Consider the following 25,089-nt stretch of genomic DNA (forward strand, 5'->3'; position numbering starts at 1 on the left):
GACATTGAGTTATGGCCGTTTTTGCGGTCTTCTACATGAATCCCTGCCAACCCTCCTTACGAATACCGCCGCGGGGGCCGTCGAACACGACAGATAACAACGCTAGCGGCACCAGGCAAGCGAACACGATCCCGTCGGTCAGCCGATCGAGCGCAACCGTAGCCAGGACGCTCGCGAGCTTCAATTCCTCGCGACGCACAACCAGCCAGGAGCGGGCAATGGTGCCAAATCCAAGCGGGATCAGGGCCGCGAGCAGATAGCCAGCCACGATGGTCCCAAACAGGCGAAGCACGCCAATCGGACGCAAGGGGTACAGGAGCTGGCGCCACTTCCATGCGCGCACGAGTTGGTCGATCAGGATGGACAAGGGCACAAGGACCAGCCAGCGCAGGTCCGCGCCTGCGAGGATGCTGCGAAAGCGGTTGACGTCAAAGCTGCGCAGCACCCAGGCCAGCGCCAGGAGGCCGAGCAGTCCACCAACCCACGGCAACCAGCGCCGAACATCGCTCAAGCCCAGCGAGGTGGCTGGTCCGCGTTTCACTTCAGTCACCGCATGAGTCCGGGCCCTAGTTGCCGTTTGCAGAACCAGATGGTCAACGGCGGAAGGGCGATCCACTGCAACACAGGTGTGATGCCGATGCCGAACACCGTAAACATTCGCTCAGAATAGGACCAGCCTTGCACCCAACCTCCGGAGACGGCCAACTTCTCAATGAGGATGGTGATGCCTACACCCACGGCAACCAGGGATCCGATATGCGCGAACTTGGGTCGCAAAAGCCAATACCTTCCCGCAAAGGCTGCAACGCACCAGAAAGCCATCAGCATAATGACGGCGTCGCCAATGGTGGCCTGCGTGCACGACTTGACGCCCTGCCAATGCTCTGCGGTGGGCATGCCCTCAAAGAAAGGGACCTGAAGAAATTCCCAGGGGAAATTCAGCAGGAGGGCAAAGATCACGATGTTGAACTCGGGCAGGTAAGTCATGCCCTGGGTCTCTTGGTTGAGTTGTTCAGGAATGCTTTTTCTCCTTTTCACGCGTCAAACCGCTAAGAAGAAGTGTAATTGCATATCTGCGTGGACTTGAGGTGGCGCGAGGCCCTAGCCTCCATGCACGTCATTGTCTCCGGCGTCCCGATAGCGGCTTGCGGGCCAGAAGCGGACGTTGGCGAGTGACCGGTATCAGGCAATCAATATGGCGGCCTGATACCGATTCCAAAAATTATAAATTTCCGTTCTCGGATTGCTCATCTAGACCCGCTGAGCCCGCTGGCATTAAAGCAGCTTCAAACTGGAAGTTGAAATATGTCTAAGAAAGCGGGTCAAGTCCAGTTTGAGGTTTATTAATAGCGTTGCAAAGCCGCGTCGTAGTCGCGGGGCGACAACACGATGACGGGGTCTACATCCGTCATCTCACCGACTCTCCGGCGCAATGCGCGGTGGCATGGGGCAATCCAGAATGCTGGCGAATGCACGCAACAGCTCCACCTCTGCCGGCGTGGCTCTCTGATCGTGCAAGGTGCTGATCACGCACGCCGTCAACAGGCGCGATTTCGCCACGGGAGCCAATTGACCCAGCTTGCCGAAGGCTTGATCCAGATTCGCAATGCTGATCTGGTCTTTCGCCAACAATGTCAGTCCCTTTTCAGCCAGCGAAAGCGCGGAAGCATCGAACGCACCCTGGGCGCTGCTTTGACCTGTCGCGCCGGCGTGCGCCATCACCGACAAGACGATTCCAGATTCCCGCGTGAGTTGCCCGGGATCCGATAGACGCGCTCCGGTCGCTGAGGGTTTGTGAAAGTGCCCGTCCAGATGGCTGAGAAGAATCTTTTGCAATGACCACTCGAACAGGTCAACCCTCGCGTCCATGCCGATCAGTGCCGCCAGATTCGCCTTGAACAACGGGTACTGGCTGTTGGACAACTGCTTGAGTGCAGGAATAGCAATGTCGATGATGGGCAGCCGAAACCTGATATTCAGCGCGTCCCTCTGTGGCAGTAACCCGATCGTCAACGCGTAGACGCCCTTGTCGGCGCGGCTTCGCAACAGCCCAAGTTGCTGTGGGCGCAGCTTTGGATCCTTGTCAAGCAGCAGACAATAGATCACTGCCCGAGCGCCATAGGGCTCCCTCGCGGCTTCCCGAATCGCCGCGGGCAGTTCAGACAGCAGCGAGCGGGCGTACAAGACTGATTCCTGCGTTGGTTTGCCGATGCTATCCATCACTGCGTTTGCGTCGGCTGCCGCCGCAACCGCCGCGACGGTCGCCATGTGTACGGCCGTGTCCGGTCGCCCCACCGCAGGTGAACCATCGGCTTGAGATTGACTGTCAGCAGGTGATGGTGCATCGGAGACATCGAAACTGCCGTCCCACTGGGGATCGATGCGCAGGATGCGACTGGCAAGTGGTGGATGGGTGGACGACAGCCACTGCGTGAAACCTTTGACCCCCTGGGCGAAAAAAGCATGGCTGACTTCGGGTGCGCCCGGATTGCGCACGATGGATCCAGCCTTCAAGGCCCCAATCCGCTTCAATGCACCCGCGATCCCGCTCGGGTTGCGGGTGAACTGGACCGCCGACGCGTCTGCCAGGTATTCCCTTTGCCGGCTAACCGCCGCCTTGATAAGTCCGCCGAAAAACGTGCCGGCGAAGCCGATCACCATCAGCCCGACCGCCAAAGCCAATATTGCGGCTCCGCTATTGCCGTTGCCACGCCGGCGCCCCGAGAACGATGCCGAGTACATCAGGTAGTAGCCCAGAATGCCCAGGACCAGGATTCCGTACAACGCACCGATCAGGCGAGTATCGAGCCGCATGTCACCATTGAATATGTGACTGAACTCGTGAGCGATGACGCCTTGCAGCTGATCACGGCTCAGCTGCTCGATCGCCCCCTGCGTAATTCCCAGGACCGCGTCACGCGGCGAGAACCCGGCGGCGAAAGCGTTGATGCCCGGCTCATTGGCCATCAGATAGACCGGTGGTGCCGGCGTTCCCGACGCGATGGCCATTTCATCCACGACATTGAGCAGCTTGCGTTGATGGGGGTCCTCGGTATTGCGTAGAATCAACTGCCCACCCAGCGTCTCGGCGACAACCTTGCCACCCGCGGACAAGGCCATCATCTTGTACAGGCTGCCGACAAGCACCACCACGCTGACCCCTGCGCCCACGGTGGCAAACATCTTCCAGTCAACTTGCGCGACAAAAGTCTGGCCGTCGCGCAGCTGCTGGCTATTGACAAAACCAAACACCACCAGCACCAGCACATTGGCCATGACAATCAATGCGACAACTGCGACAGCAAACAGGACGATCAGCAACGTCGTGTGCTTGTGCGCGCGTTCCTGGGATTCGAAGAAATTCATTGATCGACCGCCGGGCTATCCGCCTCGGTCAGAACGACACTTTCGGCGCCGCCTGAATCGCGGCGCTGTCCGCGAACTCCAGCAGCGCCGCATCCTGTGCGTGGCCAAACATGGGCGCAAAGACAACAGGTGGGAAAGACTGCTTGTAGGTGTTGTAGGCCATCACCTGGTCGTTGAACGCCTGGCGCGAAAACGAGACCTTGTTCTCCGTCGACGTGAGCTCCTCGCTTAGTTGCATCATGTTCTGGTTGGCCTTGAGGTCCGGATATGCCTCCATCAGCATCTTGAAGTTCGTCAGGACGCCGGACAGCCTGCCTTCGGCGCCGACCAGCCCTTTCATGGCGGCGGGGTCGCCGGGCGCCGCCGCGGCGCTGGACAACATGCCGGACGCCTCGTTGCGCGCCTTGACGACCGACTCAAGCGTTTCACGTTCGTGTTTGATGTATCCCTTGGCGGTCTCGACCAGATTGGGAATCAGGTCATAACGACGCTTGAGTTGTACTTCTATCTGGGCGAAGGCATTCTTGTACCGATTTTTCAGCATGACCAGCTTGTTGAAAATCACGATTGGAAAAAATGCCGTCAATGCAATGACGACCAGAACGACTATCAGTGTGGTACTCATGTTTTTCCCTTTTGATTTGGTTGACTGGAAACGCAAGAATGGATATTCGGATGGGCCTGTTGGAATAGGCCGACGTGCTCGATTACAGTCTCAGCCGTTGTTCCAACACCGTTTGAAGAAGTTGAAGACCGGCACGTAGACCATTCCGGCATATGCGCCATACAGGAAGCTCTCAATCAAGCCAATGAAGAAGCCCGGCCAGGTGAGCCACTTAAACCCTGGTAACACTTGCTCGAGAAACCCGGACATGTGCAGGCTCGTAGGAGTGGCAAGCCCATAGCTCACGCAAACCAGAAACGAAATCATCGATGTGACGCCAAGGGCCCAGGAAACAACCTTCATGTTGAGCATGTCGTTCCCCTAGTGGCGATGTGCGCTTTTGGTGTCATTTGACGCCGTTGGGGAGGCTCCGCCGACCCGCTCGTCATCGGGCCTCTTGGCACCGCCCGCTCCACCGTGCCCGCCATGCCCGCCGCCGTGTCCGCCGTGCCCAAACATGTGCATCGCGATGAACGCAACGCCAAAAATTGCCCAGATCCAGTTTTCAGATAGCCAAGCCATTTGCAGCTCCTTGGGTGAATAAAGTTTGATTGCCAACATGCCTCGAACGGTGTTTCCGCGGCTTCAACGAGGCCGTTCTTCTTCTCTGCGAACGGTCGGGCTGGAACCGTCCAGCAGCTGACGCCATTTGCCAAATCGCGGTATGAACATCGGCACGCGCCGCTGATACGCGCGGTACTCGTCGTCGAACTGCTCCAGCACCCGCCTTTCCTCGCTGCGAGCCAGCAGGTAGTAGGTCAGCACGATGACGGGGAACAAGGCGACCGAGAAAATCGTCGGCCAATGCACGACACCTTCACCGAAGAGTGCCAGAAACAGAGCTGTGTACTGTGGATGCCTGACCAGAGCGTACAAGCCGCCAGTGACCAGTCGGTTCTGCTGGCGTGCGCGGTAGAGTTGGCGCCAACCCTGGATGAAAAGCCCGATCCCGACAAACAGCAACGCGTATCCAAGCACCATGGCAATCATCATGCCGAGCTCTCCCATGCCCAATGCCGTCGACCAGAGGCTGGCGCTGAGATTGGCCCCATCGAGGCCAAAGAAACGCACCATCAGATAGATGGTGAGCGGAAAACCATACATTTCCGCATACAGCGCAATGATGAACGCTTGTACCAGACCGACACTGGCCCACTCGCGCCAGCTCTTGGGGGCCAAATAGCGGTACAACACCCAGGACACGACCACGATCATGATCGCGGCAAGACCCCATACACCGGTGTGTGCAACTGCTTCATTCATGATGAAACGCCTTCCTGCTTGATGGATGGATGCAAGCGGACGACGCACCGCCATCCACAGCCTGCATGCGGTATCTCCCTTCGGAACGCACGCGTCGCGATGTTGGCCGGTCCGCCGGACATGGACAAGTACCGCCTCCTCCGGAGCGCGTGAAGGGAGAACGGACACGGGCGGCCAGCGTCCATACCGACCCGCCAATCTTGGTCGTGCCGGTTTTCACGGAGGCTCAGCTTTCTTCATCGGCTCAGCTCGCCAATCGCTTGTCGTCGATGCATTCCGGGGTGAACTCAAAAGCAATCTCCGTGTCCGGTTGAACCAGCCTGGACTCTTTGCCGGCATAGTCAAGGCGTGACAGGATGTCGCGCATCAGGTTCAGGCGGGCCAGGCGCTTGTTGTCCGTGCGGATCACCCGCCAGGGAGCAATGGCGGTGTGCGTGCGCATGAGCATGGCATCGCGTGCATCGGAATACGCTTTCCAGCGCTTGACGGCGACAGCATCAATCGGACTCACTTTCCACTGCTTGAGCGGGTCGCGCCTGCGGTCGGCCAGCCGTTCGATCTGCTCCTTCTTGCTGATGTCGAGGTAGTATTTCAGCAGCTTGATACCGGAATTGACCAGCATTTCTTCGAATTTTGGCACCGAGTTCATGAACTCCTCATGCTCTTGCTTCGAGCAAAATCCCATGACATGTTCGACACCGGCGCGGTTGTACCAGCTGCGGTTGAACAGCACGAGTTCCTCGGCAACCGGCAGATGAGCGACGTAACGCTGGAAGTACCAACCCTTGATATCCCGATCCGACGGTTTGCCGAGCGCCACCACGCGGGTCTCGCGCGGGCTGAGGTGCGCGACAATGCGCTTGATACTACCGTCCTTGCCTGAACTGTCGCGCCCTTCCAGAAGCACGAGAATTCGGTCGCCGCAGCCAATGAAATGGTGTTGCAGTTTGACCAGTTCCACCTGAAGCATGTGCAACTGCGCGTCATAGTCGTCACGCGAAATACCGGACTGCGACTCCACGCTCGCCCGGCCCACTTCGACTGGTGTAGCGCCCTTCGCAACCGGCAAAGCTTCACTGGCATGACGTTTGTTCTTGCCACTTTTTTGCTTCTTGCTCATTGTGTGCTCTCGCTGGCAGACGGCTCCTGGTGCACGTTTGCGACGTGGCCCAGACCGGAAATGGCTGACATGATTTGCAGCGATGTCACCCGGGATGGGTCGGCTTGCACGGTGGCGCTGCCCGGCTTGAGGGGTACCTCAACCTGATCGACCCCGTCGAGAGAAGACACTGCACGGCGCACCCCAGCCACGCAGCCGCCACAGGTCATACCGTAGATATCGAATTTGAAGGTTTGCATATTGTTTACTCAGTTTGAAAGTGATCAGCCCACCGGATCAACACCGATCACCAGCCGGTTGTCGCCGGCGAAGTGATAAACCGGAACCTCAAGGTTTGTCGGCGCCGGAACGCTCTTGAACACACGGCCGGAGAGGTCGAACTTGGAGCCGTGGCAAGGGCAGAAGAAGCCGCCGGGCCAACTCGCACCGAGGTCGGCTGCGCCAGGGACGGGTCGAAACGTGGGAATGCAACCAAGATGGGTGCACAGTCCGACCATGACGGAGAACTCTGGCTTGACCGATCGGCCGGTGTTGCGGGCGAAGGCCGGCTGTTCAGATCTCAGAGAGTGCGGGTCTGCGAGCAAGTCGTCGTGACGGGTGAGTGCGTCCAACATTTCCGGCGACCGCCGCAGCACGAAGACCGGTTTTCCTCGCCACGCCACAGATCGCAGCTCACCCGGCGCGATGTCGTTCAGGCTGAGCTCGACCGGCGCTCCGAGCGCACGCGCTCTTTCGCTGGGGGCCATTGAGGCGACAAATGGCACCGATGTGGCAATCAGACCTGCTCCGCCGGCGACCGCCGTGGCGGTCAGCCACCTGCGGCGCTCGGGGTCCTTGGGAGAATTCGGCCCTTGCATGTCACGCGGCCTTCTCATGATTGGGCTGCGGGACGGCGTCCGTGACAGGCGTCTTGCTGCTTGCCACGGCCTTGCTCGGCTGTCGGATGCCCGCCAGCTTGGTGCGCTTGAGCATCAGCGCATTGATCGCCACGATCAGCGTGCTGCCCGACATGGAGATCGCAGCGACCTCCGGGCTCAGCACGAACGGGTACAGCACGCCGGCGGCCAGCGGGAAAGCAACGGTGTTGTAACCGACGGCCCACCACAGGTTCTGGTGCATCTTGCGCACCGTGGCGCGCGACAGCTCGATCGCGCCAACGATGTCGTAGGGGTCGCTTTTCATCAGCACTACGTCGGCGCTTTCCATCGCCACGTCGGTACCCGCACCGATGGCAAAACCAACGTTGGCCTGGGTCAGGGCAGGCGCGTCGTTGACGCCATCGCCCACCATGCCGACCTTCTTGCCAGTGGCCTGCAGCGCCTTCACCTTCTCCGCCTTCTGACTGGGCAGCACGTCGGCCAACACCTGGTCGATGCCCAGATCGGCTGCGATGCGCGTGGCCGTGGCAAGGTTGTCGCCGGTCAGCATCACCACTTCGATTTTGCGTTCGCGCAACTTGGCCACTGCCGCCTTGGAAGTGGGCCGGATCGCGTCGGCAATCGCGATGAGTCCGATGACGCTGCCTGCCTGCGCCACGTGCACCACCGTGCGCCCGTCGCCCTGCAGGCGCTTGGCTTCTGCCTCCAGCGCGCCGAGCGCAAGCTTTTGCGTGTCCATCAGCAGGCGGTTGCCCAGGTACACCGTACCGGCCGCTGTTTCAGCACGCGCACCCATGCCGTCGAGGCTTTCGAAGCCGGTCGGTGGCACGATGGTGAGCTTGGATGCACGACGCACGATGGCCTGCGCCAACGGATGGTCTGAGCCCTGTTCGACGGCGGCGGCGGCAGTCAGCAGTACGTCCTCGGTGACGCCGTCTGCCAGCACGGTCTCCACCACCTCGGGTTGCCCCACCGTAAGCGTTCCGGTTTTGTCGAAGATGATGACGTCGAGCTTGGTGGCGTCTTCCAGCGCTGAGGCGTTCTTGAACAGGATGCCGTTGGCAGCGCCGAGGCCCGTGCTGACCATCACGGCCATCGGTGTTGCCAGGCCCAATGCATCCGGGCAAGCAATCACGAAGACGGTGATGGTGAGTGTCACTGCGAACAGCAGTGGCTCGCCGATGACCCAGAACCACACGGAGAAGGTTGTCAGACCGATGGCGATGGCGGCAATCACCAGCCATTGCGCGGCCCTGTCGGCCAGAAGTTGTGCCGGCGCCTTCGAGTTCTGTGCCTCTTGAACCAGCTTGACGATCTGTGCCAGCGCCGAGTCTGCGCCGACCTTCGTGGCCTTGTAGCGAAAGCTGCCACTCTTGTTCATGCTGGCGCCCACGACGGTGGCGCCCGGCCCTTTCTTCACGGGCATCGACTCGCCGGTCAACATTGATTCGTCCACCAGCGACTCGCCGGTTTCGATGGTGCCGTCCACCGGAATCTTGTTGCCTGGCCGGATGACGACGATCTCGCCGGCCAGCACCTCGGCCGTCGGCACTTCGACCTCGGTACCGTTGCGGATGACGTTGGCCTTGGACGGCGTCAAGTTCATCAGTGCCTTGATCGCCGATGAAGCGCCGGCACGTGCGCGCATCTCCAGCCAATGCCCGAGCAGGATGAACACCAGCAGCACGGCAACGGCCTCGAAGAACTGCCCCTCGCCCTTGAAGAAGAACGTGGTGCCGACGCTGAACAGGTACCCGGTGCCGACGCTCAGAACGATCAGCGCGGCCATACCCAGAACGCCCTTCTTGAGCGCACGCCAGGCTGACACGAAGAAGGGCCAACTCGGATACAGGATGGCCGCGCTGGCGAAGAAGAACAGCCAGAGGTTCAAGTCCAACCCGAAGGGCGGCGCGGGCGCTGGCCACATGTCGCCCATCGGGGCATAGACGAAGATTGGGAGCGTGAAGGCCAGGCAGATCCAGAAGCGGTTGCGCATGTCGCGCACCATCGCTCCCATGTCACTGCCGCTGTGGCCCATTTCATGGGCCATATTGGCCGCCTTGTCGGGCTTTGCGCCGGGTGCTGCATGGCCCCCGGGACCGGCGTGGCCGGCGGCAGCATCGCCCGCCGCGGGCGAGGGCGCGAAAGCTTTGGGTGGCGCAACGTCGGATGTTGGAGAGGGCGCTTCGGGCTTGCCTTTGTCGTCACCGGTCAATGCCTCGCGCACCCAGGCGGTCGCGGCCTCGATGGGTCCGGGTGCCTCGCCATCGGGGTCAGCTTCGGTCGCGGCCCCAGGCGGCGTGGCTTCGCTCACGGGGGTCGCTGCGGCAGCGGTGGTTGGCTCGGGGGGCGCGCCAGGCCCGGCATCCTTTGGCGGGTCGGCAACCGGAGTTACCGATGCAGCGTCCTTGGCGGGCGTGGGAGGTGCTGCGCTCTCGGCGTCCGTCTGAGGTGGTGAGGGCACTGGAGATTGTGTTGGCGGCGCCTGCCCCGCAGGCTTGGCCGCGACACTGGGTTTCGGCATCGGTTGGTCCGCCGCCTTGTACCCGCGCTGGCGAACGTCCGACTTGATATCGGCCACTTGCAGTCGTGTTTCGTCATAACGCACGGTGGCCGTCGCTGCAGCGTGATTGACGGTCACGCTCTCGACGCCCGGCACCTCGCCGATGCGCGCTTCGACGCCCGGCACACTGAGCACCGACAGCATGTCGCTCACGTCGATCACGCTCGTTTTCATGGCGCTTTGTCCGGTTCGACCGGCTTGTCCGCCGGAGCCTCGGCGGGGTTTGCGTCGCCTTCAGCGGCGGCGGCTGGGTGAGGCGTGGGTGTCTTCGGCGCAACGGGCTCGGCGGCATCCTCCTTCGTCACAGCGGGCGCTGCGTGGCCTTCGTGGCCGTCCGACGTCGGCGCCTTGGACTGCGCATCGACCTCGGAGCCGCGTTGGCGAACGTCCGACTTGATATCGGCCAGGTCGAGCCGCGTTTCGTCAAATCGTACCGTGGCGTTGCCGGCCGCGAAGTTCACGGTCACGCTCTCGACGCCCGGCACTTCACCGATCCGCTCCTCAACGCCCACCACACTCAGTACCGACAGCATGTCGTGTACGTCTATCACACTCGTTTTCATCGTATCTCCTTGGTTGTCTGCGGGTTGATCCCTGTGCCACCGGCCTGTTAGCGGGATGGAAAAAGCGCGATCAGTGGTCTTGAATCATCTTGTGTTTGACGCTCTGCTTCGCCTCGTCGTCAGGCCAACCGGTGTCCGCCATCTCGCATGCCGCAGCCACCGTCGACGCGCCGGCGCGCCAGAACCAGCCGACAGGAAGGAAAGATGCAGTCTGGTTGACGATCTCATCCAGTCGCTGGAAACTCACGGCCAGGCCGGATTCCACCTGGGTCACGTCGGCTGACAAGGGCTGAAATTCACCCGTGGTTTCGTCATGTTGGTGCGGCATGAAGATGCCGAGCTGAAACGCAGACAGCCTGCGCAGCATGTGCTGCACTTCGGGCAACTGCATGGCCGCTTGGGCAGTTTTCAGCGCAGGGGGCAGCCCGCAATTGTTCGTGGACGTGCTCGTTCCTGAAACAGTGGCGATGGTCATGTGACTCTCCTGTTTGACGGTATTGACCCATTGGAAGTGGCTGGGTCGATGGCCACCTTGTCTTTAAGCCAGCCGCCGGTGAAGCCGGCTCGCAGCAGTCCGGTGGTGATCGGCGCGCAATCTCGCATCAGTCGCCACAGCAGGCCGGAGCGGTGGTTTTCGATCATCAACACGATCGGCCCCTGGTTGAGACCGAAGTGCCACGGCGACACCCACCAGCCGTAGGGGTTGCCCGGCTCGCCGGGATGCGAGGGGTTGAAAGAGGCCTTGAAGCCGTAGGAATTGAATTCGGTCAACTTGGCTTGATGAATGCAGTAGTCCAGCGCTGGCAACACGATCTCGGGTGCGAAAGGTAGCGATGCCACCAGAGCCCACGGTGCAAGCGTGCCGTCATCGGGACCGTAGGGCACGCCGCGTGCCAGGTAGTCGAAGAACTGGCGCTCGATACCGCCGACCTTGAGGGCGCCGGGACCCGGTCCTTCGCTCGCCGTGATTCCCCAGCAGTGGCTTCCGTAGCCTTCGAACTTGCGCGGGTTGTCGATCGCGTAGCGCTGCTGCGCATAGGTGGCGCGCCGGCTGTTCTCGAAATAGTCAATGCCCTTGCTGAGCATGAACGTGTCCTGAATACCACGAAAGTCGATCCAGATGTGAGACAACTGGTGCGTGAACAGTGGTCCCGCGTACAAATAGTCCTGACCTTCACTTTGCTCCCAGCGGTAGGTAGCGGTCCATGCCGTGTAGCTCTTCGCAGGCAACGGATATGTCGGCGAGCCCAGACCCAGCACGTAGAGCAGGAGTGCCTCGTCGTAGCCTTCCCAGCGGTAGGGGAGGAATCCGCTCTCGGGCTTCCACCCGTGTGTGACCGTTGCGCCCCCATCTTGCGCCCATTGCCAGTTGGCGCGGCGATAGAGCGCGTCTACCAGGGTGCGCACTTCGATTTCGTCGGCCGTGTCGGCGCCGAAAAACATGCCAGCCGTCAGCGCACCGGCCAACAAAAACGTGCTGTCCACCGTGGATAGCTCGCACTGCCAGGCGCGCCGACCCGTCTGCATGTCGAGAAAGTGGTAGTAAAAGCCCTGGTACCCCGTAGCGTCTGCCTCGGTGCCTTGCGGGCTGTTCCAGAAAAATCGAAGCGTTGCAAGCGTCCGCTCCAGCGCTGCTGCCCGTGTCATGAAGCCGCGTTCGACGCTCACGGGGTAGCACGCCAAGGCCAGGCCTGTGGCCGCTATGCTCGAAGGCCAATCAGGCGCCGTCTTGTCGATCACCAGTCCGTTGGCAGGGTTAGTTTCATGCAGGAAGTAGCCGAAAGTCTCGCGCTGAAGTTCATCGAGTAAGGAGTCGATAGTCGGTCTCATGCCGCCGCTCATGCGCTCACTCGGCAGGGTTGGCGTGCTGCCGGCGGGATGAGTTGTGCGATCGCGCATGTCGTTAAAATTCTAGTTAGGAACGCACTGCCAGCCGAGGTTACCGAGCTGCGTTTGCTTTATCGTCGACTGAAATTACACGAGTTCAGTCGTTCGGTCTGTGCGGCAACGAACGGTACAGCCTGGGTCCTCCAAAGATTACGAGTAGCAAGATTTTCCATCCATCCGCTGATTTTTCTGCCTGATATCCGTCGGGGACTACAAGAAGTGGAGCTCTGTGACTACGCTGGTCGTAGTGGCGCACCGCAACATAGACCAGCACGGCGTATGCGAAGGGTCTCGGAGCTGTCGAGATGGACAGTTCGTTCGATTCAATGAAAGACCATTGGCTTGCTGCGTGGTTGGACGCGATAGGAGCGCTGGACAGCCTTAAAAGCTGGCTGCGCGTACACACGGCAGTCCATTCATTGATTGTTTGCAGTGGAACGCGCGCGGCGACTTCTCCGATGCGCGCATGTCATGTGATCAATTTGCGTTGACTCTGACAGAAAGGTAAGCCAGATGCAGCTCGGCATGATCGGATTGGGGCGGATGGGTGCCAGCATGGTGCGGCGCTTGCTCGGGGATGGTCACACGTGTGTGGTTTACGACGTGCAACCTGCGACAGTGGCTGGGCTTGTCAAGGACGGTGCGACAGGGGCGGAGTCACTAAATGAGATGGTTTGCCAACTTGCCCAACCCCGCACAATCTGGATGATGGTGCCGGTGGCAATCGTGGATCAAGCGCTCGGTGACCTCGTACCCTTGCTGGACGCGGACGATATCGTCATCGATGGCGGAAATTCATACTACCGCGACGACATGCGGCGAGGCGCGCAACTACAGGCGCGGGGCATTCACTACCTCGACGTCGGGACCAGCGGTGGCGTTGCCGGACTGGAGCGCGGCTACTGCCTGATGATCGGGGGCGAAGGTGGTGTGGTTGAGCATCTGCGGCCGATCTTCTCGTCTTTGGCGCCGGGTATTGAAGCTGCAAAGCGGACTCCCGGCCGCAACGCCGGCACGGGAACGGCCGAAGAAGGCTTCCTGCACTGCGGTCCGCATGGGGCAGGGCACTTCGTCAAGATGGTCCACAACGGCATCGAATACGGGTTGATGGCGGCGTACGCGGAAGGGTTGAACATTTTGCGAAGCGCCAACGTTGGCCGGCGCGACCAGCAAGCGCAGAGCGTGCACGATGCCGAAACAACGCCGCTGCGCGACCCTGAGTCGTATCAGTATGACCTGAATCTTCCCGAGATCACTGAGGTCTGGCGCCGCGGCAGCGTCATCGGATCCTGGTTACTCGACCTGACCGCGACCGCCTTGGTCAAAGATCCCGAGCTGGCTGATTACGATGGCCATGTGTCGGACTCAGGCGAAGGCCGCTGGACGATCCAGGCGGCGATCGATGAAGGGGTACCGGTGCCGGTTCTCAGCGCCGCGCTCTTCGAGCGTTTCACCTCGCGAGGCAATGCCGAATTTGCGAACCGGGTCCTGTCCGCGATGCGGTATGAATTCGGCGGCCATGCCGAGAAGCCCGCGCCATGACAACCCCGCCTGACGTCGTGTTCGTGCTCGACGCGGTCAACACTGCTCGATAACGACCCGGTCATCAAGACCAGCTTTTACTTGGGGCAATGTACGGTGACGCACAGACGCAGTCAACGCGAGACGCGCACTGTGCGTGGGTGACTCCCACTCTGGCGTCGCGCGTACCTGACGGCCGCAACGTCCAGGTTCTCGACTACAACGAAAGGCTCACATGTTACGCAGCACGAATGATCTGAAGAAGTATGTCGTCGGCGCGACCGACGGTGAGATTGGTCAGGTGAAGGATTTCTTCTTTGATGACGAAAAGTGGGTTGTACGCTACCTCGTCGTCGAGACGGGTGACTGGCTGTCCAGCCGCAAAGTCTTGATCTCGCCGTTCGCGATCAGCCGATCAACGTGGGCGGCAATGCTCCTGCCGGCCTCGATCACCAGAGCGCAGGTGAAGAACAGTCCTGACGTTGATACCAAGAGGCCGGTCTCCCGCCGACATGAAATGCAATACGCCGGGTACTATGGCCACCCAACTTATACAGAGAACCAGGCGCGCGCCGAGGCGGTGCGGAATGAAAGCGACGATCCTCATCTTCGCAGTTGCAAGGCCGTGGCGGGCTATCACATCCATGCCGCCGATGGCGACATCGGTCATGTGCAGGGCTTTCTGGTCGAGGACGATACATGGGCCATTCGCTATCTCATCGTGGACACGAGCAACTGGTGGCTGGGGCGGCAGGTGCTTATCGCGCCGCAGTGGATCAAGAAAGTCAACTGGAGCCAACGTACGGTGTCGGTCGATCTGACCCGGCAGGCCGTGCAAGACGCTCCCCGCTACGACCCGGCCGTGCTGCTGAACCGCAAGCAGGAACTGCAGATCTACGCGCATCACCGTCGCCCCTCGTATTTGGCGGATGGGTTGAAACGTGACAACGAACTATCGCGCATCTAACCAAAGGAACCGAACCATGAAACACATCCACAAAGTGCAAGCCGTGAAACCCTCAACGCTGCGACCTTCGATGGCAGTGCTTGTTTGCCTTGGCCTGGCGGCTCCGATTGTCTCGGCCCAGACGGCCCAAAACCCGCCGGTCCGGACTTCGACACCGCAGGTGACGGAGGTCGTTGTTACACAGCCGGCAGAAAAGTGTTCCAGCGATCTTCAGGACTTCAACCGCGTGATGCAAAAGGACGGCTATTGGTTGCGTGGTTCCGGCTACGGATACGGCTATCCGATCTACGGCTACGGCTATGGATATGGCTACGCCGGGCTTGGCGCGATTGGCACCGGCGCTGTCCCGACCGCGATCGGCCATGGTCGTATGCGGCCAGGGTATGAGATCCGGACACTCATTGCCTCCGCAAATATTCTCGCTCAGAGTGGTCAACAGCAATCGTGCGATGCCGTGCTCGTCGCCGCGCGGGATCTGTACAAAGTCTATGCGGCGGACCTTGCAAAGAACGGCGTGCCCAAGTCCGACAGCACAGGTTGGCGGCATCAGCAGATCGCCGCCGCTCAGCCGATCGACGGCACCAAGACGCCCTACCGAACCGATCAGTTGATCGGTGCGGATGTGGTCAATCCGAAAGGTGTGGACCTGGGCAGCGTTGACGACATCGTCGTGGACCCGCAGACAGGCAAGTTCGCCTACCTCGTCATCGGCCGCGGAGGCTTCTTTGGCTTCGGCGAAAAGTACGTGCCGGTGCCCTGGGGCCATTTCAAGGCGGCCCCGGGAGCCAACCTTCTGGTCCTCGACATCACCAAGAGCAGCCTAGACGGCGCGCCACGGGTGAAGTCAAGCAACTCGTCCACAGCGTATGACAACTTCCGCGACCAGAGTCAGAAGGTGGACGACTACTGGAAAGCCCACGTGATGAAGTGATGGTTCCGCAGGCGGTCATCAGGGCAGGGTGCGTCACCGCACCGACGGCGGGCCCGGCCGACCGCAAACTCAATTCCACAATTCCACAATTCACCAACGAATTGCGAATCACCCGAATGTCCACGTTTCACCAGGAGAATATCATGTCCGACACCAAGAGCCACCCGGCGTGTGAGCACCACCACATGGCTGCTGCGCGCCACGTCGCCGCGGCGTACCACCACTTTCAAGCCGCCGCTGCACTCGACAGTTGCAACCATGAGCAGGCCCAGACTCACGCAGCCACCGCCGATGCAGAGAGCGGCGCCGCTCACAAGTGTTCGATGGCAGCCGGCCAGCACTCGCACAAGGCGCCTGTTGAGACCGCATGAACAGCACGGCCTGACCGGCGGTATGCAGTCATGGTTTCATTTGCCTTGCTGATCTACGTTGGGACCGGTTCGCTCCCCGCAGCGACCTCGATGGTGCGCGGTCCTCCTCTATGAGTGCCGTCGACTCCAAAGCGCTCTTGCGCGCTGCCAGCGGGCCGCAGGTGCAGTTGCTGTCCAACGGCAGCTACCACGTCATGCTCACGCGCGCCGGCGCAGGCTACAGCCGCTGGAAGAACCTGGCCGTCACGCGCTGGCGTGAGGACGCCACCTGCGACGACTGGGGCAGCTTCTGTTACCTCCGCGACCTCGTCAGCGGCGACGTCTGGTCGAGCACCCATCAGCCGACGCTGCGGCGCGCCGACAGCGACGAAACCACGTTCACGCCGGGTAGCGCCGCTTTTGCGACCACGTTCCACGGCATTCAGGCGCAGACCGAGATCGTCGTCTCGCCGCAGGACGATATCGAAGTACGGCGGGTCCGGCTGACCAACCACTCTGCCACGCCCAGGCTGATTGCCATCACCAGCTACACCGAAGTTGTGCTCGCAGCAGCCGCCAGCGATGCGGCTCACCAGGCATTCAGCAAGCTGTTCATCGAAACGGAAATCCTGCGTGAGCATCAGGCGATTCTTTGCAGTCGCCGCGCGCGCGCGCCCGACGAGCCGACTCCGTGGCTGTTCCAGTTTCTCACCGCGTCGCAGCCGCCCGTGGGGGACGTCTCGTACGAGACCGACCGCATGCGTTTCATCGGTCGTGGCCGCTGTAGGGCCGACCCGCAAGCGATGGACGACGACGGGCCGCTGTCGGGCAGTGCCGGCCCGGTGCTCGACGCCATGGCTGCGATCCGCCGCACCATCGCGCTCGATCCCGGTGCAACGGCGTGCGTCGATCTGATCACCGGGGTTTGCGGGTCACGCGAGGAATGCCTTGTGCTGATCGCCAAATACCGGCATCGTGCGATGGTCGATCAAGCGCTCGCCGTCGCGCCGAAGCGCGCCAGGGAGGTCCTGGCTGCGCTGAAGGCCACCGAGGCAGACGCGCTGTTGTATGCCCGACTTGCCGGTGGCGTCATTTATGCCAACGCCGCGTTGCGCGCCGCGCCTGACGTGCTGGCCAGCAACCTGCGGGGCCAGCAGAGCTTGTGGGCCTACGGCATCTCGGGCGATCTGCCGATCGTGCTGCTGCGCATCGCTGTTCCGGCCGACATCGAGCTGCTGCGCCAGGTGTCACAAGCCCATGCCTGGTGGCGCCTGAACGGCCTTGCCGTGGATCTGGTGGTCCTGTGCGAGGGCGAGGCCGCTGCTCGTCCCGCCCTGCAGCAACAGGCCCTCGAGTTGATCGCCGCCGGCGCGGGCGACGGCCACATCGACAAGCCGGGCGGCGTCTTTGTCCGCCTCGCCGAGAGGGTGTCCGAGGCCGACCTCGTTCTGTTGCAAGCGGTGGCCCGCGTCCTGCTTACTGGCGCCGCCGGACCGCTGGCACGACAGCTCGATGGTCTCGCTTCAGCGTCTGTGTCGATGCCGAACCCGCTACAGGACGCCGCGCCTGGAGCTCGCGACGGCTGCTACGACACCGACCAAACAACGACACGGCAGCCCGTCGAGCCAGCCCCGCGCGATCTGCTCTTCGACAATGGCACCGGTGGCTTCAGCGCCGATGGTCGCGAGTACGTCATCACCAGCGCGACCGGAAGGATGACACCGCTGCCTTGGGTGAATGTGCTGGCCAACGCGTCGTTCGGCACGCTGCTCTCGGAAAGCGGCAGCGCCACCACCTGGAGCGAAAACGCGCAGGCCTTCCGTCTGACGCCGTGGTCCAACGACCCGGTGGGCGACCCAAACACCGAGGCCTGCTACATACGCGACGAAGACACCGGCCACATCTGGTCGCCCACGCTGCTACCCTGCGGCGGCACGACGTCCTATGTCACGCGGCACGGCTTCGGCTATAGCGTGTTCGAACACGACGAGGACGGCATCAGCTCCGAACTCGTCGTGTACGTGGCCCAGGACGCGCCGCTCAAGTTCGTGCAGTTGACCCTGAGCAATGCGTCGGGCCATACGCGGCGCTTGTCCGTTACGGGCTACCTGCAGTGGGTGCTGGGCGACGAGCCGGCAAAAACACGCATGCACGTCAGCACCGAGATCGACAACGAATCCGGTGCCCTGTTCGCGCGTAACCCCTACAACACGGCGTTCGCCGGGCGGGTGGCGTTCTTCGCGGCAGACGCTGACGACACGGCGGGCACCAACCCTGGCAGCTCTATCAGCCATTGCGCCGATCGCGCCAGTTTCCTCGGCCGCGACGGCACCTTGCGCAATCCCGCCGCGATGAAGCAAGCGCGGCTTTGCGGAAGTATTGGTGCCGGCCTGGATCCGTGCGCGGCTATCCGCATTCCAGTCGATCTGGCGCCAGGGCAGACGCGCGAGATCGGCTTTCGTGTTGGCGCCGCAGGTGGTGCGGAACAGGCGCGCCGGCTCGTGCAACGCTGGCGTGGGCCGGTCGCTGCGAAAGAGGCGCTGGCGGCGGTGAAGCAACATTGGCAGCACACGTTAGGCGCGGTACAGGTCGAAACGCCCGATCGCTCGCTCGATGTATTGGCCAACGGCTGGCTCGTTTACCAGGTGCTGGCTTGCCGGCTCTGGGCCCGCACCGCCTTCTACCAATCGAGCGGTGCCTACGGTTTTCGAGACCAGCTGCAGGACGTTATGGCGCTGGTTCACGCCGTTCCCGCGTTGGTGCGCGAACACCTGTTGCGCAGCGCGGCGCGCCAGTTTCCTGAAGGCGATGTTCAGCACTGGTGGCACCCCCCATCGGGCGGCGGCGTGCGCACGCGTTGCTCGGACGACTACCTGTGGCTGCCGCTGGCCACTTGTCGCTATATCACCGTGACGAGCGACTTTGCCGTGCTCGACGAGCCCGTGCATTTCCTGCAGGGCCGCGCGATCCAGGACGGTGAAGAGTCGGTCTACGACCAGCCTGCGCCGTCCGACGAGGTGGCCAGGCTCTACCAGCATTGCGTGCGAGCCATCGAACACGGCTTTCGCTTCGGCGAGCACGGTCTTCCGCTGATGGGTTCAGGCGACTGGACCGATGGCATGAACCTTGTCGGCCCAGCCGGCAAGGGCGAAAGTGTCTGGCTCGGCTTCTTTCTATGCGCCGTGCTGACGCAATTCGAGACATTGGCACGGCAGCGTGGCGATGCCGCCTTCGCCGGTCGCTGCGCCAGCGAGTCGGAGCGGCTGCAGGCTGCCATCGAGCAGCACGCCTGGGACGGCGCCTGGTACCGCCGCGCCTGGTTCGACGACGGCTCGCCGTTGGGCACGTCGGGCAATACCGAGTGCCGTATTGATTCGATTCCGCAGAGCTGGGCGGTGCTGTCTGGCGCGGCCAACGCGCAGCGCGCGCGTTTGGCGATGAATGCGGTCGATGCGCAACTGGTGCGCCGCGACGCTGCCCTGATCCAGTTGCTCGACCCACCGTTCGAACACTCGGACCCCACCCCGGGCTACGTACAAGGCTATGTGCGTGGCGTCCGCGAAAACGGTGGTCAGTACACCCACGCCGCCGTCTGGGTGGCGATGGCCTTCGCGGTGCTCGGCGACGCCGAGCGCGCGTGGGAAATGTTCACTCTGCTTGACCCCAGCCGTCACGCAAGAACGGCGAACGCCGTGACGCGTTACAAGACCGAGCCTTACGCCATGGCGGGCGATGTCTATTCCATCACTCCGCACGCGGGTCGTGGCGGCTGGTCCTGGTACACGGGTGCAGCTGGTTGGATGGTGAGGTTCATCCAGGAATCGCTACTGGGCCTGCGGATCGAGGGCGACAAATTGTGGATGACCCCTTGCATTCCGGCGCATTGGAAATCGTTTGAGCTGCATTACCGCTTTCGGCGCACTTATTACCACATCACAGTCAGGCAAATTCCCGGCACGGCTGGCCTGCTGGGCCTTGGGGACCTCACGCTCGACGGCGCCACCCTGCCAGGCAAGGTGGTTCCTCTGCTCGATGACGGACGCGAGCATCGCGTGGAGGTGGCCTGGCATGGGCCGGAAGGAGATTGCCCATGACTGCACCAATAGACACCGTGTTTCTGCTCGACGTGGACAACACGCTGCTCGACAACGACAGCATCACTACGGACCTGCGAGCGCATCTGGAAAGGGAGTTCGGTGCCGTCGCCGCAGCCCGCTATTGGGCCCATTTCGAGACCTTGCGCAATGAGCTTGGCTACGCCGACTACTTGGGCGCACTGCAGCGCTGGCGGCTTGACGCCGAGCCCCTGCCGGGTGAAGAGATGCGCTTGCTGGAGATGTCGAGCTTTCTGGTCGACTACCCCTTCGCCGATCGCCTGTACCCCCACACCATGGATGTCATCCGGCGCCTGAACGCCTTCGGGCGCACGGTCATTCTGACGGATGGCGATGTGGTGTTCCAGCCGCGCAAGGTTCGGCGCTCGGGCCTGTGGGATGCCGTGTCTGGCCGGGTCCTGATTTACATCCACAAGGAGCAGATGCTCGACTCGATGCAGCGCCACCATCCGGCGCGGCACTACGTGATGGTCGACGACAAGCTGCGCATCCTTACTGCCATGAAAGAAGTCATGCGGGATCGCCTGACCACCGTCTTTCCGCGGCAGGGCCATTACGCGCTGGATCCTGCCGCTGCCGCCAAGTATCCGGCCGCTGACATTTCCATCGAGCGCATCGGCGATCTGCTCGATATCGACATCGGTGCGTTGTGGGCTGCCGAAAACCCGAGCGCCACAACACAGGACACGCCATGAATACCAACACACAAACACTGCACGACCTGGGCCAACGCCTTTGGCTCGACAACATCACGCGCGACTTGCTGACCAGCGGCACCCTGGCGCGCTACATCGCCGACCTGTCGGTGACGGGGTTGACTTCCAACCCGACGATTTTCGAGAAGGCCATCGGCAGTGGCGCTAGCTACGACGATTCGATCCACCGACTGGCTGCGCGCGGGCTGTCGGACGAGGACATCTTCTTCGAGCTGGCGCTGCAGGACCTGACGCAGGCCGCCGATCTGTTCCGCCCGGTCTTCGATGCCAGCGACGGCGCCGATGGCTGGGTTTCGCTCGAGGTTTCACCGCTGCTGGCGGCCGACACAGCCGGCACCATCTGCGCCGCAGCGCAACTGCACGCACGCGCTGGCCGGCCCAACCTGTTCATCAAGATTCCCGGCACGACCGAGGGCTTGCCGGCCATCGAGCAGTGCATCTTTGATGGTGTTCCGATCAATGTGACCTTGCTGTTCTCGCGCCAGCACTACCTGGCGGCGGCCGAGTCTTACCTGCGCGGCATCGAGCGCCGCATTGATGTCGGGCTGTCGGCGAAGGTTCAATCCGTGGCATCGCTTTTCGTCAGCCGCTGGGACGTCGCGGTGAAGCAGGAGATCGCGCCGTCGTTCCGCAATCGCCTGGGCATCGCCGTCGCCATGCGTTGCTACAAGGCCCAGCGCGAGCTGCTGGCCTCAGAGCGCTGGCGCAGACTGGCTGCGGCAGGTGCCCACCCGCAGCGCCTGCTGTGGGCCAGCACTGGCACCAAGGACCCGGCGGAGCGCGACACTCTGTACGTGGAGGCTCTCGGAGCACCCGAGACGATCAACACCATCCCCGAGCCGACGTTGCTGGCTTTTGCCGACCATGGCCGGCCCGGCGCGGTGATGCCGGTCGACGGCGGGTATGCCGAGCCGGTGCTCGATGAGTTCAGGCGCGAAGGCGTCGATGCAGAAGCGCTGGCCGCCCGACTGCAGCGCGAGGGTGTGAAAGCCTTTTCCAAGTCATGGAGTGGCTTGTTGGCGCGGATCAGGGAAAAGCGCTCGGTACCTGAGGCTCCCACGACCAAGGAGCAGCCGCAATGAAGCCCGGATACGACCTCGGATATGACAAGGCGCTGTACCTGCTGCCGTTCGATCACCGGCACTCCTATGTCAAGAGCCTGTTCAACTTCGAGGCGCCGCTGACGGCAGAGCAAACCAGGCGCGTCTACGACAGTAAACACCTCATCTACGAGGGCTTCCTGGCTGCCATCGAGAAAGGTTTGCCCCATCAGGCGGGCGGCATTCTCGTCGATGAAGAATTCGGTGCCGACATCCTTCGCGACGCGCGGCGGCGCGGCTTCGTCACCGCGCTCTCCACTGAACAAAGCGGCTCCGAGGAGTTCGAGTTCGAGTACGGCGCAGACTTCCGGCGCCACATCGAGAGCTTCGATCCCACGTTCGCCAAGGCGCTGGTGCGCTACAACATCGAAGGCGAGGCGGACCTGAATCGGCGCCAGTCCGGCCGCCTGAGGCAGCTTTCCGATTACTGCAGGCGCAGCCGGCGGCGCTTCATGTTCGAGTTGCTTGTGCCAGCCACCACGGAGCAGCTGCAGCGCCTGGACGGTGACATGGATGCCTACGACCGGGACCTGCGCCCGATCCTGATGCAGGACACCATACGCCATTTGCAAAATGCCGGGATCGAGCCCGACGTCTGGAAGGTCGAAGGGCTGGCGCGCCGTGGCGACTGCCAACGCGTCGTCGCGGCGGCGCGCTGCGACGGGCGCGACACAGTCGGCTGCATTGTGCTCGGCCGCGGGGCCGATGCGACCCAGGTTCGCCACTGGCTGACCACTGCGGCCGGTGTCCCCGGCTTCATCGGCTTTGCTGTCGGCCGCACGACCTTCTGGGATGCAGTCGTCGGCTGGCAAGCGCTGACAGGGACACGCTCCGACGCGGTACAACAAGTCGCGGCGCGGCTGCTCGACTGGGTCGGTACCTTCGAGGCCGCGCGCCTCGCCAATACCACCGATACCCTGGCCGGAACCACGCCATGAGCGATCGGTCCAACGAGCTGGCCGACGCGCCCGCGAGCGAGGCCGGGCGACTCGACCAGCTGTGCATCGACACGCTGCGCACGCTGTCCATCGATGCCGTGCAGCAGGCGAACTCGGGCCACCCCGGCACGCCGATGGGCGCAGCACCGATCGCCTATTGCCTGTGGCAGCGCTTTCTGTGCTACGACCCGAGCGATCCCGATTGGCCTGACCGGGATCGCTTCGTGCTATCGGTCGGCCACGCATCGGCGCTGCTCTACAGCCTGCTGTACTTGTGTGGAGTGACGGGCACCGGCGCAAACTACCCACAGCCGGGCTCGCTGGCGGTGGCGCTGCAAGACCTGAAGACGTTCCGCCAAGCCGGTAGCCGCTGCACCGGGCACCCGGAATACGGCTGGACCGCGGGTGTGGAGACCACCACCGGTCCGCTCGGGCAGGGCGTTGCCACCAGCGTGGGCATGGCGATGGGACAGGCCTGGCTGGCAGCCACCTACAACCGCCCGGGCCATGAGCTGTTCACCCACCGCGTGTTCGCGTTGTGCAGCGACGGCGACATGATGGAAGGCGTGAGCGCCGAAGCGGCGTCGCTGGCCGGGCACTTGAAGCTAGCGCGGCTCTGCTGGATCTATGACGCGAACCGCATCAGTATCGAAGGCTCGACGGCCATCACCTTCACTGAGGATGTGGGGGCGCGCTTCGAGGCCTATGGCTGGCGCGTCGTTCGTGTGGCCGATGCCAACGACCTGGCCGCGCTCACGCGCGCCATGCAGGCCTGTGTGGACACGCCGGACCGGCCGACGCTGGTGATCGTGCAAAGCCACATCGGCTACGGGTCGCCGAGCAAGCAGGACAGCAAGGAAGCACATGGCGAGCCACTGGGCGCCGGCGAAGTGCGGCTGACTAAGCAGTTCTACGGCTTCGACCCCGATGCGTTCTTCGCCGTGCCCGCTGGTGTGCAGGCGCATTTCAGCGCCGGGTTCGGCCAGCGCGGCGCCAGCGCGCACCAGGCGTGGACCGCACGCTTCGCAGCCTACCGAGCGCAACACCCAGAACTCGCTGCGCAGATTGACGCCCTGCAGCACCGCCAATTGCCGCCTGACTGGGACCGTGCGCTGCCCAGCTTTGCACCCGACGCCACGGGACTGGCCACGCGCGAGGCATCGGGCAAGGTGCTGAGCGCGATCGCCCAGCAGATGCCCTGGCTGCTGGGCGGGGCCGCAGACCTGGGGCCTTCGACCAAGACGGCGCTGGCCAAAGCCGGCGAATTCGAGCCGCCGTCGGGTGGCGGCGAAGGTGGCGCGATGGAGGCAATCGACGTGATCGACTATTACTCCGGCCGCAACATTCACTTCGGCGTGCGCGAACATGCCATGTGCGCCATCGCCAACGGCCTGGCCCTGTCGAAGCTGCGCCCTTTTGCTGCCAGCTTTTTCATCTTCACCGACTACTGCCGCGGCGCCATCCGGCTCAGCGCGATGATGGGTGTGCCGGTCATCTACCTCTGGACCCACGATTCGATCAGCATGGGCGAAGACGGGCCGACGCACCAGCCGGTGGAGCAACTGGCGTCGTTCCGCGCTCTGCCTGGCATGGTGCTGCTGCGCCCGGCCGACGCCAACGAGGTGGTCGAGGCCTGGCGCGTGGTGATGCAACTGACCGATAGACCGGCCAGCCTGGTGCTGTCGCGCCAGACCCTGCCCACGCTGGACCGCAGCCGGTACGCCAGCGCCAGCGGTGTGGCGCGTGGGGCGTACGTGTTGGCCGACCCGCAGGGCGGCAAGCCTGACGTGCTGCTGCTGGCCACCGGCAGCGAAGTGGCGCTGTGCATCGAGGCATACGAGCAACTAACACGCGAAGGCATCCGCGCCCGTGTCGTCAGCATGCCGTCGTGGGACCTCTTCGACGGCCAGAGCGCCGAGTACCGCGACAGCGTGCTGCCGCCCGCAGTGGCGGCGCGCGTTTCGGTCGAGGCAGCGTCGCCGTTGGGTTGGGAACGCTATGTCGGCCGGGACGGGACGATCATCGGCATGCATTCGTTCGGAATCTCGGCCCCTGGAAAGGTTGCGCAGGCGCATTTCGGCTTCGATGTCGCTCATGTTGTCGCGGCGGCCAGGGAACAGAAGGCGCGGCACGCGCGGAAGGCGTAG

The 25,089-nt window shown here is 62.6% G+C and carries 23 protein-coding genes; 9 read left to right on the forward strand and 14 right to left on the reverse strand.

Annotation, left to right across the window (positions count from 1 at the left end; genetic code table 11):
• Window positions 1-31: 31 nt before the first annotated feature.
• The 14 genes from PSV26_RS11615 to PSV26_RS11680 all read right to left on the reverse strand — a co-directional run bounded on the left by PSV26_RS11615 (window position 32) and on the right by PSV26_RS11680 (window position 12,316).
• Complete coding sequence (locus PSV26_RS11615; protein WP_300570830.1) at window positions 32-550, reverse strand: lysylphosphatidylglycerol synthase transmembrane domain-containing protein; 519 nt, start codon at window positions 548-550, stop codon at window positions 32-34.
• Window positions 547-987, reverse strand: coding sequence for a hypothetical protein (locus PSV26_RS11620; protein ID WP_300570833.1), 441 nt, complete (start codon window positions 985-987; stop codon window positions 547-549). The genes PSV26_RS11615 and PSV26_RS11620 overlap by 4 nt, the downstream gene beginning before the upstream one ends.
• Window positions 988-1,413: 426 nt before the next feature.
• The gene (locus PSV26_RS11625) at window positions 1,414-3,366 is read right to left on the reverse strand and encodes a M48 family metallopeptidase (protein ID WP_300570836.1); all 1,953 of its coding nucleotides are present in this window, start codon (window positions 3,364-3,366) and stop codon (window positions 1,414-1,416) included.
• Window positions 3,367-3,394: 28 nt separating this feature from the next.
• Window positions 3,395-3,991 carry a LemA family protein gene (locus PSV26_RS11630; RefSeq protein WP_300570839.1) on the reverse strand — a complete coding sequence of 199 codons (597 nt, stop codon included), beginning with the start codon at window positions 3,989-3,991 and terminating at the stop codon, window positions 3,395-3,397.
• A gap of 90 nt (window positions 3,992-4,081) precedes the next feature.
• Window positions 4,082-4,342, reverse strand: a complete 261-nt coding sequence (locus tag PSV26_RS11635) for a DUF5676 family membrane protein (protein ID WP_300570842.1) — start codon at window positions 4,340-4,342, stop codon at window positions 4,082-4,084.
• Window positions 4,343-4,351: 9 nt separating this feature from the next.
• Window positions 4,352-4,591, reverse strand: coding sequence for a DUF2933 domain-containing protein (locus PSV26_RS11640; RefSeq protein WP_300570845.1), 240 nt, complete (start codon window positions 4,589-4,591; stop codon window positions 4,352-4,354).
• Between the two features lie 24 nt (window positions 4,592-4,615).
• The gene (locus PSV26_RS11645) at window positions 4,616-5,293 is read right to left on the reverse strand and encodes an isoprenylcysteine carboxylmethyltransferase family protein (protein ID WP_300570848.1); all 678 of its coding nucleotides are present in this window, start codon (window positions 5,291-5,293) and stop codon (window positions 4,616-4,618) included.
• 244 nt (window positions 5,294-5,537) lie between these two features.
• Entirely contained in the window at window positions 5,538-6,413 is an 876-nt protein-coding gene (gene ppk2 / locus PSV26_RS11650; protein WP_300570851.1) for a polyphosphate kinase 2, read from the reverse strand.
• Window positions 6,410-6,652 (reverse strand): heavy-metal-associated domain-containing protein, encoded by a 243-nt coding sequence (locus PSV26_RS11655; protein WP_300570854.1) that lies wholly within the window; start codon window positions 6,650-6,652, stop codon window positions 6,410-6,412. Before PSV26_RS11655 ends, ppk2 begins: the two co-directional genes overlap by 4 nt.
• 24 nt (window positions 6,653-6,676) lie before the next feature.
• Entirely contained in the window at window positions 6,677-7,270 is a 594-nt protein-coding gene (gene petA / locus PSV26_RS11660) for a ubiquinol-cytochrome c reductase iron-sulfur subunit (protein ID WP_300570857.1), read from the reverse strand.
• 1 nt (window position 7,271) lies between these two features.
• Window positions 7,272-10,028: a heavy metal translocating P-type ATPase gene (locus PSV26_RS11665; protein WP_300570860.1), complete on the reverse strand. Its 2,757-nt coding sequence runs from the start codon at window positions 10,026-10,028 to the stop codon at window positions 7,272-7,274.
• A complete protein-coding gene (locus PSV26_RS11670) occupies window positions 10,025-10,417 on the reverse strand; it encodes a cation transporter (RefSeq protein ID WP_300570863.1) in 393 nt (130 codons plus the stop codon). The genes PSV26_RS11665 and PSV26_RS11670 overlap by 4 nt, the downstream gene beginning before the upstream one ends.
• Window positions 10,418-10,487: 70 nt before the next feature.
• Window positions 10,488-10,892: a hypothetical protein gene (locus PSV26_RS11675; protein ID WP_300570865.1), complete on the reverse strand. Its 405-nt coding sequence runs from the start codon at window positions 10,890-10,892 to the stop codon at window positions 10,488-10,490.
• Window positions 10,889-12,316 (reverse strand): glucoamylase family protein, encoded by a 1,428-nt coding sequence (locus tag PSV26_RS11680; protein WP_366946002.1) that lies wholly within the window; start codon window positions 12,314-12,316, stop codon window positions 10,889-10,891. The genes PSV26_RS11675 and PSV26_RS11680 overlap by 4 nt, the downstream gene beginning before the upstream one ends.
• Before the next feature lie 501 nt (window positions 12,317-12,817).
• Between PSV26_RS11680 and gnd the strand changes: the two genes are divergently transcribed.
• The 9 genes from gnd (at window position 12,818) to tkt (ending at window position 25,089) form a co-directional block, all read left to right on the forward strand.
• On the forward strand, window positions 12,818-13,846 hold the full coding sequence (gene gnd, locus PSV26_RS11685) for a phosphogluconate dehydrogenase (NAD(+)-dependent, decarboxylating) (RefSeq protein WP_300570868.1): 1,029 nt from the start codon (window positions 12,818-12,820) through the stop codon (window positions 13,844-13,846).
• Window positions 13,847-14,060: 214 nt separating this feature from the next.
• Window positions 14,061-14,792: a PRC-barrel domain-containing protein gene (locus PSV26_RS11690; RefSeq protein WP_300570871.1), complete on the forward strand. Its 732-nt coding sequence runs from the start codon at window positions 14,061-14,063 to the stop codon at window positions 14,790-14,792.
• Window positions 14,793-14,808: 16 nt separating this feature from the next.
• The gene (locus PSV26_RS11695) at window positions 14,809-15,723 is read left to right on the forward strand and encodes a PRC-barrel domain-containing protein (protein ID WP_300570874.1); all 915 of its coding nucleotides are present in this window, start codon (window positions 14,809-14,811) and stop codon (window positions 15,721-15,723) included.
• Window positions 15,724-15,866: 143 nt separating this feature from the next.
• On the forward strand, window positions 15,867-16,094 hold the full coding sequence (locus tag PSV26_RS11700; RefSeq protein ID WP_300570876.1) for a hypothetical protein: 228 nt from the start codon (window positions 15,867-15,869) through the stop codon (window positions 16,092-16,094).
• Between the two features lie 110 nt (window positions 16,095-16,204).
• A complete protein-coding gene (locus tag PSV26_RS11705) occupies window positions 16,205-20,167 on the forward strand; it encodes a hypothetical protein (protein ID WP_300570879.1) in 3,963 nt (1,320 codons plus the stop codon).
• Window positions 20,164-20,883 (forward strand): HAD family hydrolase, encoded by a 720-nt coding sequence (locus tag PSV26_RS11710; RefSeq protein ID WP_300570882.1) that lies wholly within the window; start codon window positions 20,164-20,166, stop codon window positions 20,881-20,883. The genes PSV26_RS11705 and PSV26_RS11710 overlap by 4 nt, the downstream gene beginning before the upstream one ends.
• On the forward strand, window positions 20,880-21,986 hold the full coding sequence (gene tal / locus PSV26_RS11715) for a transaldolase (RefSeq protein ID WP_300570884.1): 1,107 nt from the start codon (window positions 20,880-20,882) through the stop codon (window positions 21,984-21,986). Before PSV26_RS11710 ends, tal begins: the two co-directional genes overlap by 4 nt.
• Complete coding sequence (locus tag PSV26_RS11720; protein WP_300570887.1) at window positions 21,983-22,942, forward strand: 2-deoxy-5-keto-D-gluconate 6-phosphate aldolase domain-containing protein; 960 nt, start codon at window positions 21,983-21,985, stop codon at window positions 22,940-22,942. Before tal ends, PSV26_RS11720 begins: the two co-directional genes overlap by 4 nt.
• Window positions 22,939-25,089: a transketolase gene (gene tkt, locus PSV26_RS11725; protein ID WP_300570889.1), complete on the forward strand. Its 2,151-nt coding sequence runs from the start codon at window positions 22,939-22,941 to the stop codon at window positions 25,087-25,089. Before PSV26_RS11720 ends, tkt begins: the two co-directional genes overlap by 4 nt.

The organism is Polaromonas sp. (assembly GCF_029945685.1).
GTDB lineage: Bacteria > Pseudomonadota > Gammaproteobacteria > Burkholderiales > Burkholderiaceae_C > Polaromonas.

What these genes read in the sequence shown, in the direction of transcription:
- petA (WP_300570857.1), bottom strand. Translation starts at nt 7,270, where the DNA reads ATGCAAGGGCCGAATTCTCCCAAGGACCCCGAGCGCCGCAGGTGGCTG.
- PSV26_RS11710 (WP_300570882.1), top strand. Translation starts at nt 20,164, where the DNA reads ATGACTGCACCAATAGACACCGTGTTTCTGCTCGACGTGGACAACACG.
- PSV26_RS11635 (WP_300570842.1), bottom strand. Translation starts at nt 4,342, where the DNA reads ATGCTCAACATGAAGGTTGTTTCCTGGGCCCTTGGCGTCACATCGATG.
- PSV26_RS11690 (WP_300570871.1), top strand. Translation starts at nt 14,061, where the DNA reads ATGTTACGCAGCACGAATGATCTGAAGAAGTATGTCGTCGGCGCGACC.
- gnd (WP_300570868.1), top strand. Translation starts at nt 12,818, where the DNA reads ATGCAGCTCGGCATGATCGGATTGGGGCGGATGGGTGCCAGCATGGTG.
- PSV26_RS11640 (WP_300570845.1), bottom strand. Translation starts at nt 4,591, where the DNA reads ATGTTGGCAATCAAACTTTATTCACCCAAGGAGCTGCAAATGGCTTGG.
- PSV26_RS11720 (WP_300570887.1), top strand. Translation starts at nt 21,983, where the DNA reads ATGAAGCCCGGATACGACCTCGGATATGACAAGGCGCTGTACCTGCTG.
- PSV26_RS11620 (WP_300570833.1), bottom strand. Translation starts at nt 987, where the DNA reads ATGACTTACCTGCCCGAGTTCAACATCGTGATCTTTGCCCTCCTGCTG.
- PSV26_RS11675 (WP_300570865.1), bottom strand. Translation starts at nt 10,892, where the DNA reads ATGACCATCGCCACTGTTTCAGGAACGAGCACGTCCACGAACAATTGC.
- PSV26_RS11705 (WP_300570879.1), top strand. Translation starts at nt 16,205, where the DNA reads ATGAGTGCCGTCGACTCCAAAGCGCTCTTGCGCGCTGCCAGCGGGCCG.
- PSV26_RS11625 (WP_300570836.1), bottom strand. Translation starts at nt 3,366, where the DNA reads ATGAATTTCTTCGAATCCCAGGAACGCGCGCACAAGCACACGACGTTG.
- PSV26_RS11680 (WP_366946002.1), bottom strand. Translation starts at nt 12,316, where the DNA reads ATGCGCGATCGCACAACTCATCCCGCCGGCAGCACGCCAACCCTGCCG.
- tal (WP_300570884.1), top strand. Translation starts at nt 20,880, where the DNA reads ATGAATACCAACACACAAACACTGCACGACCTGGGCCAACGCCTTTGG.
- PSV26_RS11700 (WP_300570876.1), top strand. Translation starts at nt 15,867, where the DNA reads ATGTCCGACACCAAGAGCCACCCGGCGTGTGAGCACCACCACATGGCT.
- PSV26_RS11645 (WP_300570848.1), bottom strand. Translation starts at nt 5,293, where the DNA reads ATGAATGAAGCAGTTGCACACACCGGTGTATGGGGTCTTGCCGCGATC.
- ppk2 (WP_300570851.1), bottom strand. Translation starts at nt 6,413, where the DNA reads ATGAGCAAGAAGCAAAAAAGTGGCAAGAACAAACGTCATGCCAGTGAA.
- PSV26_RS11670 (WP_300570863.1), bottom strand. Translation starts at nt 10,417, where the DNA reads ATGAAAACGAGTGTGATAGACGTACACGACATGCTGTCGGTACTGAGT.
- PSV26_RS11655 (WP_300570854.1), bottom strand. Translation starts at nt 6,652, where the DNA reads ATGCAAACCTTCAAATTCGATATCTACGGTATGACCTGTGGCGGCTGC.
- PSV26_RS11665 (WP_300570860.1), bottom strand. Translation starts at nt 10,028, where the DNA reads ATGAAAACGAGCGTGATCGACGTGAGCGACATGCTGTCGGTGCTCAGT.
- PSV26_RS11695 (WP_300570874.1), top strand. Translation starts at nt 14,809, where the DNA reads ATGAAACACATCCACAAAGTGCAAGCCGTGAAACCCTCAACGCTGCGA.
- PSV26_RS11630 (WP_300570839.1), bottom strand. Translation starts at nt 3,991, where the DNA reads ATGAGTACCACACTGATAGTCGTTCTGGTCGTCATTGCATTGACGGCA.
- tkt (WP_300570889.1), top strand. Translation starts at nt 22,939, where the DNA reads ATGAGCGATCGGTCCAACGAGCTGGCCGACGCGCCCGCGAGCGAGGCC.